The organism is Vibrio sp. 970, from assembly GCF_033339075.1.
This window is the reverse complement of the sequence record NZ_JAWOTW010000020.1, coordinates 1-12,284: the sequence shown is the minus strand read 5'-3', so window position 1 is coordinate 12,284 and position 12,284 is coordinate 1. Positions and strand designations below refer to the sequence as shown.

Sequence of the window (12,284 nt, the reverse complement as noted above, 5' to 3'; positions counted from 1 at the left end):
CCATTTTTCCAAGATGAGTACGTAATACTTCACTTTTGGCTAGGTAAGGTTATGAGCGCAGAAAAACTATATATAGAAAAAGAACTGAGTTGGTTGTCTTTCAACGAACGAGTATTACAAGAAGCTGCCGATAAAACCGTCCCTTTGATCGAACGTATTCGCTTTCTTGGGATCTTTTCCAACAATTTAGATGAATTTTACAAAGTACGCTTTGCGGACGTGAAGCGCAGAATCCTAATCAGCCAAGAGCGCGGTGGCAGTGATAGCCCTAAACGACTGTTAACCAAAATGCAGTCGAAAGCACTAAAGCTTAACGAACAATTTGATGAGCTTTACAGCGAGTTGATTCGAGAAATGGCGCGACGTCGCATTTTCTTGGTCAACGAGCAACAACTGGATGAATCGCAACAAAAGTGGATCGCGAAATACTTCCGTAGAGAGGTAATGCCGCATATCACTCCCCTCCTAATGAAAGACGAGATCGATGTTCTGCAATTTCTCAAAGACGAGTACGCTTACATCGCCGTAGAACTGCGTAAAGAAGAACATTACCAGTACGCTCTGATCGAAATTCCGACCGATCACCTTCCCCGCTTTGTGATGGTACCAGAACAGAAAGGAAAGCGTCGAAAAACCATCATCTTACTTGATAATATTATCCGCCACTGTTTGGACGAGCTGTTCAAAGGCTTTTTTGATTATGATGAGCTTAGCGGCTATGCGATGAAAATGACGCGTGACGCTGAATACGATTTACGCAATGAAATCGAGTACAGCTTGCTTGAACAAATGTCAGAGGGTGTCAATCAGCGACTGACAGCAAAGCCCGTTCGCTTCGTCTACGAACGCGATATGCCGCCTCAAATGTTAGAGTTTCTGTGTAACAAACTTAATATCTCTAACTACGATAACCTTATCCCCGGCGGACGCTATCACAACTTTAAAGACTTCATCGGCTTTCCAAATGTTGGACGAGAATATCTTGAAAATAAACCTCTCCCGCCAATGAAATGTGCCGATTTCGAAGGTTATGCCAACAGCTTTGACGCGATTAAAGCGAAAGATATTCTGCTCTATTATCCCTACCACACTTTTGACCACATTAGTGAGTTAGTGCGCCAAGCCTCCTTCGATCCCAAAGTACTTAGTATCAAGATTAACATTTATCGCGTCGCGAAAGATTCTCGCTTGATGAACTCTTTAATTGATGCGGTGCACAACGGCAAAAATGTCACTGTGGTCGTCGAACTGCAAGCTCGCTTTGATGAGGAAGCCAATATCGAATGGTCAAAAGTATTAACTGAAGCGGGTGTGCACGTCATCTTTGGTGCGCCTGGTCTTAAGATTCACTCAAAGCTACTGATGATTAGCCGCCGCGAAGGTGAAGAAATTATTCGCTACGCACACATCGGCACAGGCAACTTCCATGAGAAGACGGCACGAATTTATACCGACTTCTCCCTGCTTACGGCAGATCAAGAAATCACTAATGAAGTCCGTAATGTCTTCGGTTACATTGAGAATCCATACCGACCAGTGAAGTTCAATCACCTTATGGTATCTCCTCGTAATTCTCGAACCCAAATCTACCGCTTAATTGATAATGAAATTGCGAATGCCAAGCTAGGGAAAAAAGCCGCTCTTACGATCAAGGTCAATAACCTAGTCGATAAAGGCATCGTCAATAAGCTTTATGGAGCAAGTACTTCCGGTGTAAAAATAAACATGATCATTCGAGGTATGTGCTCATTAGTACCGGGCATTGAGGGGATCAGCGACAATATTCGCATCATCAGTATTGTTGACCGCTTTCTTGAGCACCCTCGCGTGGTGATCACCCACAATGATGGCGATCCGCAAGTTTATATCTCCTCCGCAGACTGGATGACAAGAAATATTGATCACCGTATCGAGGTAGCAGTACCAGTCCGTGATCCACGTTTGAAACAGAGAATTATTGATATAACGAATATCCATTTTACCGATACAGTAAAGGCTCGTTTAATAGATAAAGAAATGAGTAACGCTTACGTACCACGAGGTAATCGCAAAAAAGTTCGCTCTCAAATCGCTATCTATGACTATCTTAAAAATATAGAAAAGCAAACTAGAAAACAAAATTCAGATGCCTCAAATACTTGAACAAGATACTCGCTACATTGCCGCGATAGACCTCGGCTCAAACAGTTTCCATATGGTGGTGGCCAAAGTTGTTGGCAGTGACCTACAACTGGTTAGTCGTCATAAACAACGTGTTCGCTTAGCATCAGGACTCGACAGTGAATTGAACTTAAGTCACGCCGCAATGGAGCGTGCGCTAGAATGCTTAGCCATGTTCGCTGAAAGGTTGCAAGGGCTTGATGAGTCAAATGTACGTATCGCCGCCACACACACACTAAGACGCGCTAAAAATGCCCACCTTTTCATCGAGCGTGCAAAAGAAGTGATGCCTTTCCCAATAGAAATTATCCCTGGAGAAGAAGAAGCCCGCCTGATTTACTTAGGTGTCGCGCACACTCAAGTAGAATCCAACTCCAAACTAGTCATCGATATCGGAGGCGGCAGTACCGAGATGATTATTGGACAAGAATTTGAGCCTGAGCTTCTCAACAGTAAACAGATGGGATGCGTCAGTTTTACAGAGCAATACTTTAAAAACGGCAAACTGTCAGGCAAAAACTTCAGTAAGGCGATGTTAGCGGCCGAACAAAAACTCGAGTCCATCGCCTCAACATATCGTAAAAAGGGCTGGGATATTGCTCTCGGCTCATCAGGAACCATCAAAGCGATTCAAGAAGTGCTAGTAGGATTAGGTTTTGAAGATGGCCTGATCACAGCGAGTCGACTGGATACACTTATCGAAACTCTGTGTAAATTTGATTCAATTGAAGATATTGAACTGACTGGTCTAACAGAAGAACGTAAACCCGTATTCGCAGCAGGCGTAGCGATTTTGTCCGCGATTTTCAAAGCGCTTCGCATTGAGCAGATGTTTTTCTCCGATGGTGCTCTGCGCGAAGGCCTGTTGTACGAAATGGAAGAGCGTTTTGCGCGCTCCGATATTCGCATGCGCACCACAGAAAATTTAGCCAACAAGCACCGGGTCGACTTAGAGCATGCCGCTCGTGTTAAGGGGCATGCACGTGAGATGTTATGTCAGGTACGCTCTGAACTAGGCATTAAGAAAAAGAGTGAGTTATTTGACTTACTAGAGTGGGCAGCGTTGCTTCATGAAGTCGGATTAAGTATTAACTTGCGTAGTTTCCATCGCCACTCTTTTTATATTCTGTTGCACTCCACCCTACAAGGCTTCAACCGTGAGCAGCAATTAGTGCTTGCAACATTAGCTCGCTTCCAGCGTAAAGCGCTCAAATTGCAAGAACTACCAGATTTCAACCTCTATAAACAGAGTGACGTTATAAGCCTCATCAAAATATTACGACTTTCTATCGTATTAAATGGGCAGCGTAATGAAGATCCATTGCCTGATATCACCTTATCTATCAAAAATGACGAATGGATTCTCACATGCACAGATGAAGCATGGCTAGAAAACAATAAATTACTTCACGCGGATTTACAGGAAGAACAAGAACGTTGGGACAGCGCGAAGTGGACACTCACTTTCTGATCTCGTACTGTCCATACCTAAATAAAAAGTCGGCTTACAGGCCGACTTTTTTTAACTCTTCTTCTGCAAAGTCTGCCGTAATGGGCACATAACCATCTTTCTCAACCAACGCTTGTCCCTGAGCAGAAAAGATAAAGCGAATAAACTCAGCTTCAATTGGTGTTAATGGGTAATCAGGGTGCTTATTCACGTAAACATATAAGTAACGTGATAGTGGGTACTTACCACTAACAATATGTTCTCGCGTTGGAGTCACGTAGTCATTTCCCATTTTAGCCACAGGGACTAAGCGCACGCCTGCCACTCGATAACCAACACCGGAATAACCAATTCCACTGATGGTTGACGCTACAGCTTGCACTACTGACGCGGAGCCTGGCTGCTCGTTAACTCGAGTCTTGAAATCGCCGCCACACAAGGCATTACTTTTGAAGTAACCATAAGTTCCAGAAACGGAGTTACGACCAAACAACTGTACGTTTCGCTTTGCCCACTGTGATTCAAGACCGAGTTGCTGCCAGTTTGTTACAAATTGACTTTCGCCACAGCGTAGCGTGGCAGAAAACAAAGCATCTAATTGACTAAAGTTAAGACCTTGAATTGGATTATCTTGATGAACAAAAATACCGATTGCATCGATGGCTACCCTAAGCGCCGTTGGCTTGTAGCCATGTTCACGTTCAAACGCTTCTATCTCTCTTAAACGCATAGGGCGACTCATGGGACCAAACTGAGCTGTTTGTTCGGTCAATGCTGGAGGGGCAGTAGAAGAGCCAGACGCTTGGACTTGCGCATTAATATTCGGGTAAATGGATTTAAACTCTTCAACCCAAAGCGTTGTCATACCCGCAAGTGTATCGGAGCCAACAGAGAGCAAGTTCCCGACAATCCCCGTCGTTTTATGATAACTCGGCAATGGTTTATCTTGAGCGGCAGCCATAAAAGAACAAACAAGCGCGAATAAACTGAATGTTTTTGCTAATCGTAAAGCCATTATTTCACCACCAAACGCTCAGGCAATACGAAAGAAAACTTACTACCCACGCCTACTTCACTGTGAATTTCTAAATGAGAGTCATGGTGACTCAGCGCGTGTTTTACAATGGCAAGCCCTAAACCACTTCCACCAGTATCACGTGATCTTGCTTTATCCACTCGATAAAAACGCTCAGTAAGTCGGTGGAGGTGCTGAGGTTCAATACCATCACCACTATCTTCCACCTCTAAGCATGCGCCTTGAGAGGTCTGGAACCAACGAACATTAATGTTCGCACCAGGCGGTGTGTATTTGACGGCATTATAAACGAGGTTAGAGATAGCACTACGTAACTGGTCATCATCGCCCAGCACGCGTAGGCTAGCATCAACATCAAATTTCAATTTATGTTGGTTGTCCCCACTAAGGCTAACCGCCTCTTTTTCTAACACTTCAAGCATCGCGGGCACATTCACGACTTCCTCAAGCTCATGCATAGGTGCCGCTTCAATTTTAGATAGTGTCAGTAGTTGGTTCACCAAACTGTTCATGCGGTTAAGCTGCTCCGTCATGACACCATGAGCTTTGCTCCACATAGGACCCACGACCATATCAGGATCTTCTGTCATCTCAAGATAACCTTGTAGCACCGTCATTGGTGTACGCAGTTCATGAGATACGTTGGCAAAGAAGTTGCGACGCATTCCCTCAAGTTGTTTTAACTGGCTAACATCACGCACCACCATCAAATGTTCACCTTCGGTATACGGTACGATACGTAGTTCTAGCATGCGTTCGACATTGAGTGGTGAACGCATTTCTAATGGCTCTGAAAAGTCTTTCTTGTTGAGGTACTTGATAAAATCAGGTGTACGAATGAGATTGGAGATAGGTTGACCTGAATCTTCTGGCCAATGGAAGCCCAGTAAGTGCTGAGCCAGCTTGTTGCACCAAACAATATTGCCTTCAGCACGGAATACCACTACCGCATCGGGTAGCGATTCTGCACCATTTCGGAATCGACGAATAAGATTAGTAAGCTCTTTTCGTTTGCGGCGTTGGCGCTGTTGTAAGCGATACAACCCATTGAACAAAGATTCCCAGTTACCGCTACCAGATGGTGGCGTGAGGCGTTTTTCATCCCATAACCAAGAAGATAAACGTACTTGGTTATGCAAATGCCACACAAGCTGCAATGCCGTAGCAGCCAAAAGCAACCACGGCATATAACCGAATATCCAACCTACTATCACCCATGGGGTGTAAAAAAAAGCCAGCTCCCAAGCCAGCTTTTTCCACGTTAATCTTTCAACCACTCATAACTCCAGAAATGGTACCGATAAGCTGCGTGTTAATTTATGCCTTCGTCGAGAAGCGGTATCCAGCACCACGAACAGTTTGGATCAGCTTATCATGCCCTGCAGCTTCCAATGCTTTACGCAGGCGGCGAATGTGAACATCAACCGTACGGTCTTCGACATACACGTTAGTGCCCCAAACATTGTTTAATAGCTGCTCACGGCTGTATACGCGTTCTTGATGCGTCATGAAAAAATGAAGCATCTTAAATTCTGTAGGGCCCATGTCTAATGGCGCATCATTAGCCGTAACACGGTGCGATACAGGGTCAAGCTTCAATCCCTGTACATCAATTACATCTTCTAGTGCAGTAGGGGTAACGCGACGAATCACCGCTTTTAGGCGTGCAACCAACTCTTTAGGAGAGAATGGCTTAGTAATGTAGTCATCCGCACCGACTTCTAAACCGCGCACTTTATCTTCTTCTTCACCACGAGCGGTAAGCATCACAACTGGAATGTTGCGCGTTAATTCCTCTCGCTTCATATGTTTGATGAAGTTAATGCCACTACCGCCTGGTAACATCCAATCCAGTAAAACTAAATCAGGGAAGGGTTCAGCCAGTTTGGTTACTGCAGTATCGTAATCTTCCGCTTCTACCGCTTGGTAACCTTTCTGCTCAAGTACGAAGCACAGCATTTCGCGAATAGGAGCTTCGTCTTCAACAACCAGAATCCTTCTAGACATAATTGAGTAACCTTATGTTCGTTGAGCTAATGAATTTAAGAGACAAAGCGCCTCTCTATGCATAAGCATTATCACTACCAATTATGACACTTTTGTGACCTTTGAAAACAAATTTTCATATAACTTTCTTTTGAGGTTCATTCGGATATTTTTCATTTCTATTAAGACATCAGCACAAAAATTCCCTATGATTAGTCCCTTGTCATCAAGCCTAGAGAAGATTTATGTGGTTTAAAAACTGTCTGGTATACCGCGTTAACCGCGAGGTTACTTTTAACGCCGAACAACTAGAAACTCAGCTGTCTGAATTCCGATTCACCCCGTGTGGCAGTCAAGACAAACAGAAATTTGGCTGGGTCAGTGCAATGGGTAGACATGGCGATATGATGACTCACGTGTCAGAAAACCGCATTCTGATTTGCGCCAAGAAAGAAGAGAAAATGCTACCTGCCTCTGTGATCAAAGAATCATTGAATGCAAAAGTAGAAGCAATGGAAGCGCAAGAAGGTCGTCCTCTGAAGAAGAAAGAGAAAGACAACCTGAAAGATGACATCGTAATGGATTTACTGCCGCGCGCATTCAGCCGCAGCAGCCACACTCACGTGCTCATCATGCCAAAAGAAGGTTTTATCCTTGTTGATGCAAGCAGCTATAAAAAAGCAGAAGATGTATTAGCATTGCTTCGTAAAACCATGGGTAGTCTACCTGTTGTTCCTGCTATTCCAGAAGTGGCGATTGAAACTACGCTAACCGAGTGGGTGAAAAGCGGTGACACACCTCAAGGTATCAGCATGATGGACGAAGCTGAGCTAAAATCCGTACTTGAAGAAGGTGGTGTGATTCGCTGTAAGAAGCAAGAGCTAACCACTGATGAAATCCGCAACCACATCGCTGCGGATAAAGTCGTGACGAAACTTGCGCTTAATTGGCAAGATCGTATTGAGTTCATTATGACGGAAGATGCAGGCATCAAACGTCTAAAATTCTCTGATGAATTGAAAGATCAAAACGATGATATTCCACGTGAAGATCAAGCAGCTCGATTTGATGCAGACTTCTCTCTAATGTGTGGAGAGTTCAGTGCTTTCCTTCCCAACCTATACGATGCGCTAGGCGGCTTACCGAATCCTAACGCTTAATTTTGTATAAAGGTTAACCATAACGCCCTCACTTTTTTTGAGGGCGTTTTTCTATCTGAAGCACAATTACCCTAGTCACAGTTCACATTTTGACGTAAAATTTGCGCCCCATTTCCATTAGGTGGAATTGGCCTGACTTGTGATCAGATAAAAGAGAATTGAGCAATGACAACTGAGAAAGCATTCGTGCCTGAGCTACTATCTCCAGCGGGCAGCCTGAAAAACATGCGTTACGCATTCGCCTACGGGGCAGATGCAGTTTACGCTGGCCAACCTCGCTACAGCCTTCGCGTACGTAACAACGAGTTTAACCACGAGAACCTAAAAATCGGTATCGATGAAGCCCACGCCCTAGGCAAAAAGCTTTATGTGGTATGTAACATTCAACCACACAACTCGAAGCTAAAAACGTTCATCCGTGATCTTAAGCCAATCGTAGAGATGGGTCCTGACGCATTGATCATGTCAGATCCAGGCCTAATTATGATGGTTCGTGAAGCTTTCCCAGAAATGCCAATTCACCTTTCTGTACAAGCGAACGCTGTAAACTGGGCGACCGTTAAGTTCTGGGCAGCGAATGGCGTGGAACGTGTGATCGTTTCTCGCGAGCTATCTCTAGAAGAAATCGAAGAAATTCGTGAGCATTGCCCTGAAACTGAACTTGAAGTATTCGTTCACGGTGCATTATGCATGGCTTATTCTGGTCGTTGCCTACTTTCTGGCTATATCAACAAACGTGACCCTAACCAAGGCACTTGCACTAACGCATGCCGCTGGGAATACAAAGTTGAAGAGGGTAAAGAAAACGACGCTGGTGACATCGTAGAGAAATTCGACCCGACGGAAGCACAGCCTGTCGAAGTACAAGACGAGCGTCCTGAAACCACAATTGGTCGCGGCAAACCAACAGATGAAGTCGTTCTACTTTCTGAAGCACACCGTCCAGAAGAAAAAATGGCAGCTTACGAAGACGAGCATGGTACTTACATCATGAACTCTAAAGACCTACGAGCGGTTCAGCACGTTGAACGCTTAACTAAGATGGGTGTTCACTCATTGAAAATTGAAGGTCGTACTAAATCGTTCTACTACTGCGCACGTACCGCTCAAGTTTATCGTAAAGCAATTGATGATGCTGTAGCAGGTCGACCATTCGATGAAAGCCTAATGGGTACACTAGAAAGCCTAGCTCACCGTGGCTACACTGAAGGCTTCCTACGCCGTCATACACACGATACTTACCAAAACTACGATTACGGTTACTCAGTCTCTGATGCTCAACAGTTTGTTGGTGAATTCACTGGCAAACGTCGTGGTGACATGGCTGAAGTAGAAGTAAAAAATAAGTTTCTTGTCGGTGATAGCCTTGAACTAATGACGCCAAAAGGCAATATTGTTTTCACGCTAGAGGCAATGGAAAACCGCAAATCAGAGTCTATTGAAGACGCGAAAGGAAACGGTCACTTTGTATTCATTCCAGTACCAGCAGAGCTAGATTTAGAATATGGCCTATTAATGCGTAATCTAAACTCAGGGCAGGACACCCGTAACCCGACTGGTAAGTAACCATGGCCTTGCTCATTACTGATAAATGCATTAACTGCGACATGTGTGATCCCGAATGCCCCAATGGGGCAATCAGTATGGGAGAGAGCATTTTCGAAATTGATCCAGCGCTATGTACAGAGTGTAAGGGGCATTACGAAAAGCCGACCTGTCAGTCAGTGTGTCCAATTACAAAATGCATAATCACTGATCCGAACCATGTCGAAACTGAAGAGCAGTTGCTTGAAAAATTCGTGATTATTCAAGGGTTAGCATAAGAGCAATTAGGTTCAACTTTGACATCAAAGTTGAACCTTTTCTCAACCTGATTTTTCAATAGGGATAATATTGCAGAATAGCTCTTTTTCAAAATGATACTCTAGTCTCTCACGCCAATTCTCCGCTTGAGAAACAGGTATTAAATAAAAGTTTTCTCGGCTCGTATCAGTAACGAAAGCCATCCCATATTGCATCAGCTCATAATGCACATCATTAACAAAACCCGGATCAAGGCGTTGACGCCCAGTCAGGTGATTCACATCCTCTCGAGTCAAAGAGACTCCTTTAGTATCACTGCTAAATCTGTGTCTTAACCACTCTGCAAATTCTTTTGCACAAATCATAGTCATGGTTTTGTCCTTGATTTACTCTTCTAACAGGAAAAGGGTATATCCCTGCCTTACACACTTGTCTGCGTTGTTATCGCTTTTTAGCCAACTGACAGACATATTGCTAAGAAACCAGAGTATCGTGACGAAAGATCTTTTTCTAAACAGAGAAGTTACAACTTACCCATACTACAACTCTTTGTTTAATTTAGATTTCTATAATATGTCCCCAAAACTAATTGGGTTAGTTTTTGTATTGGTACTATTCAATGTAGACAAAAGTATGATGTTTCTCCAGTTTCATAAAAGAGATCACCAAGTACAGATAAACCTGAAGAGTAACACTAATTAGGATTGATAAGCGGCAAGCATTGAGGTGGAACGACTTTTTTTCGTTTGGGCTTAGAGGTTGTTTTTACCCGTGGAGAGATATCAATAGGTTTCGCTTTCGGGGCCCAACTTGCAAGCTCAGCACCGCAGCCATCGCCTACTGGAGGTGGTGCTTGATCAACACAATAGTCGCTCGAATCAGGACAAGACAACCTGACGTGAAAGTGGTAATGATGCCCCCACCATGGACGTACTTTACGTAACCAAGAACGATCTTTGCCGTTTTCTTGCAAGCAAAGTTGCTCCTTAATAACAGGATGTACAAAAATTCGTGCAACATCCTTACTTTTTGAAGCGTACCGAATTAGCTTAAAGTGCCGTTCTTCCCAGCGATGATTAAGTATGGAATAACCTTTTAAATCCACCACACTCATGGGCTTAGGAAGTTGTAATTCGTTATAAGAAAGCGGTTGATCAGCAAGCCTTAACCAGATATCGATATCTAACCCGGTTTGATGACTAGAATGACCAGAGGAGAACCTTCCACCTCTAGGTAAAGACAAATCACCAATCAACAGAGTGGTGTTGAGATTTTGATGAGCTTTAAGCGCCAGATTTTCAATAAACTCTATCGTTTTAGGGTGCCCATAGTAGCGCTTCGTTTTACTACGTAAGACTTGATAACCAACGCCATCGAGAGGCAAGGGTAATGCACCATCTAAACAACCGTTAGCATAACTACCAATAGAGGAGGAAGAGTTTCGGGTAGGATTAACCGCAGACTCCCAAGGAGTAGAACATACTGAAGCTGAGAAACATAAACCCAAAGTTACAATGAAACTCAGCCTCATAGCCTTTAACCTTTAGTAGTGTTCGCCATTATCGTAATAAGCTTTAGGAGATAAGGCGGAAAAGATAACTGCAACATCAATATCGGCACCAGCGATACCGCGCACTTGTTGCGTAATAAGCTTGGCAACTTCATCTTGCACTTCCTGGCCACGGTCGAACCAAAGCACTTCGACAAAAGGATATGCAGCACTCACTTCACCCTCATTGAAAAACGTAGTGTAGATATACTCAAAAGTAAAATCCTCACGCGGACAGTCCATTAGAGGCTGAAGTTCATCCGTAAGGGGTTTTGATAATGCCTGAACAGCTTGTGGCTCTACAGCACGGAATCGAAAATGTGGCATAAACTTACTTCCTAATTATTAGCATCAATGCATGATGATAACAGGAACCAAGTCAGTAATCATCCAAGCCAATGTAACCACTGACCTTTCAATAGATTGTGAATCAGATGTGCTCGATAACGAAGAAAAAGCGTTATGAAAATTCGAAGGTAAAACAGAAAGAGCAAAGCGATACATCAACATTTAATAATTACATTACTAGAAAATAAAACTATCTGAAGCAAAGGTATGCCATATTCGTTGGATAAACATACACCTGACGTCGAAACTATACGTTAGGAATAAAAGAGCCCCTGACCTAAGCCAGAGCTTATGAACATGGGGGATAGGTGAAGTGGACCAATATCCCGGAGATATGAACTTTCAATCCCCCGATACTTTGGTATCAGAGGAATCGACAACTCTCCAACTAGTCAGATTCTCTTTTCTTCAGATGCAAAAAAGCCCCAGCATTACTGCTGAGGCTTTAGAGTATGGCAGGGGTGGAGAGATTCGAACTCCCAACACGCGGATTTGGAATCCGCTGCTCTGCCAATTGGAGCTACACCCCTGTAATTCGTGTTTATTGAGACGACGCTCAAATAAGTGGCGGAGTGGACGGGACTCGAACCCGCGACCCCCGGCGTGACAGGCCGGTATTCTAACCAACTGAACTACCACTCCGCAGTGGTATCACTCGCTTTAATAAGCAAGCGTCCGCTTTTGTCTTCACTTTTCGAAAAAGTGAAAATAAAACTAAAGCCTGGCGATGTCCTACTCTCACATGGGGAAGCCCCACACTACCATCGGCGCTATTTCGTTTCACTTCTGAGT

Annotated in this window: 11 protein-coding genes and 2 tRNA genes; 5 read left to right on the top strand and 8 right to left on the bottom strand. The window is 44.0% G+C overall.

The window, feature by feature from the left end:
- The first annotated feature begins 51 nt into the window (after positions 1-51).
- Both ppk1 and ppx read left to right on the top strand, forming a co-directional pair.
- The gene (gene ppk1 / locus R7Q11_RS21580; protein ID WP_005381748.1) at positions 52-2,142 is read left to right on the top strand and encodes a polyphosphate kinase 1; all 2,091 of its coding nucleotides are present in this window, start codon (positions 52-54) and stop codon (positions 2,140-2,142) included.
- On the top strand, positions 2,126-3,631 hold the full coding sequence (ppx, locus tag R7Q11_RS21575) for an exopolyphosphatase (protein WP_005381749.1): 1,506 nt from the start codon (positions 2,126-2,128) through the stop codon (positions 3,629-3,631). The genes ppk1 and ppx overlap by 17 nt, the downstream gene beginning before the upstream one ends.
- A gap of 34 nt (positions 3,632-3,665) precedes the next feature.
- On the opposite strand, the gene R7Q11_RS21570 is transcribed toward ppx, so the two are convergent.
- Genes R7Q11_RS21570 through phoB form a run of 3 tightly spaced genes read right to left on the bottom strand, consistent with a single transcriptional unit; the run spans position 3,666 to position 6,653 of the window.
- Positions 3,666-4,625, bottom strand: coding sequence for a PstS family phosphate ABC transporter substrate-binding protein (locus R7Q11_RS21570; protein WP_085569938.1), 960 nt, complete (start codon positions 4,623-4,625; stop codon positions 3,666-3,668).
- Positions 4,625-5,923 (bottom strand): phosphate regulon sensor histidine kinase PhoR, encoded by a 1,299-nt coding sequence (gene phoR, locus R7Q11_RS21565; protein WP_005383667.1) that lies wholly within the window; start codon positions 5,921-5,923, stop codon positions 4,625-4,627. The genes R7Q11_RS21570 and phoR overlap by 1 nt, the downstream gene beginning before the upstream one ends.
- 40 nt (positions 5,924-5,963) lie before the next feature.
- Complete coding sequence (phoB, locus tag R7Q11_RS21560; protein ID WP_005381752.1) at positions 5,964-6,653, bottom strand: phosphate regulon transcriptional regulator PhoB; 690 nt, start codon at positions 6,651-6,653, stop codon at positions 5,964-5,966.
- Between the two features lie 224 nt (positions 6,654-6,877).
- Here phoB and rdgC point away from each other — a divergent pair, with 224 nt between their 5' ends.
- The 3 genes from rdgC (at position 6,878) to R7Q11_RS21545 (ending at position 9,615) form a co-directional block, all read left to right on the top strand.
- Positions 6,878-7,792 (top strand): recombination-associated protein RdgC, encoded by a 915-nt coding sequence (gene rdgC, locus R7Q11_RS21555; protein WP_005381753.1) that lies wholly within the window; start codon positions 6,878-6,880, stop codon positions 7,790-7,792.
- 165 nt (positions 7,793-7,957) lie between these two features.
- Positions 7,958-9,358, top strand: a complete 1,401-nt coding sequence (yegQ, locus tag R7Q11_RS21550) for a tRNA 5-hydroxyuridine modification protein YegQ (RefSeq protein WP_005381754.1) — start codon at positions 7,958-7,960, stop codon at positions 9,356-9,358.
- Positions 9,359-9,360: 2 nt separating this feature from the next.
- On the top strand, positions 9,361-9,615 hold the full coding sequence (locus R7Q11_RS21545) for a YfhL family 4Fe-4S dicluster ferredoxin (RefSeq protein WP_005381763.1): 255 nt from the start codon (positions 9,361-9,363) through the stop codon (positions 9,613-9,615).
- Positions 9,616-9,657: 42 nt separating this feature from the next.
- On the opposite strand, the gene R7Q11_RS21540 is transcribed toward R7Q11_RS21545, so the two are convergent.
- The 5 genes from R7Q11_RS21540 to R7Q11_RS21520 all read right to left on the bottom strand — a co-directional run bounded on the left by R7Q11_RS21540 (position 9,658) and on the right by R7Q11_RS21520 (position 12,134).
- The gene (locus R7Q11_RS21540; protein WP_005381765.1) at positions 9,658-9,966 is read right to left on the bottom strand and encodes a hypothetical protein; all 309 of its coding nucleotides are present in this window, start codon (positions 9,964-9,966) and stop codon (positions 9,658-9,660) included.
- A gap of 323 nt (positions 9,967-10,289) precedes the next feature.
- Positions 10,290-11,126, bottom strand: a complete 837-nt coding sequence (mepA, locus tag R7Q11_RS21535) for a penicillin-insensitive murein endopeptidase (protein ID WP_054575102.1) — start codon at positions 11,124-11,126, stop codon at positions 10,290-10,292.
- A gap of 12 nt (positions 11,127-11,138) precedes the next feature.
- Entirely contained in the window at positions 11,139-11,471 is a 333-nt protein-coding gene (locus R7Q11_RS21530; protein WP_005381768.1) for a DUF1904 domain-containing protein, read from the bottom strand.
- A 474-nt stretch (positions 11,472-11,945) separates the two neighbouring features.
- Positions 11,946-12,022, bottom strand: a tRNA-Trp gene (locus tag R7Q11_RS21525).
- A gap of 35 nt (positions 12,023-12,057) precedes the next feature.
- Positions 12,058-12,134 (bottom strand) — tRNA-Asp (locus R7Q11_RS21520).
- Positions 12,135-12,284: the final 150 nt, after the last annotated feature.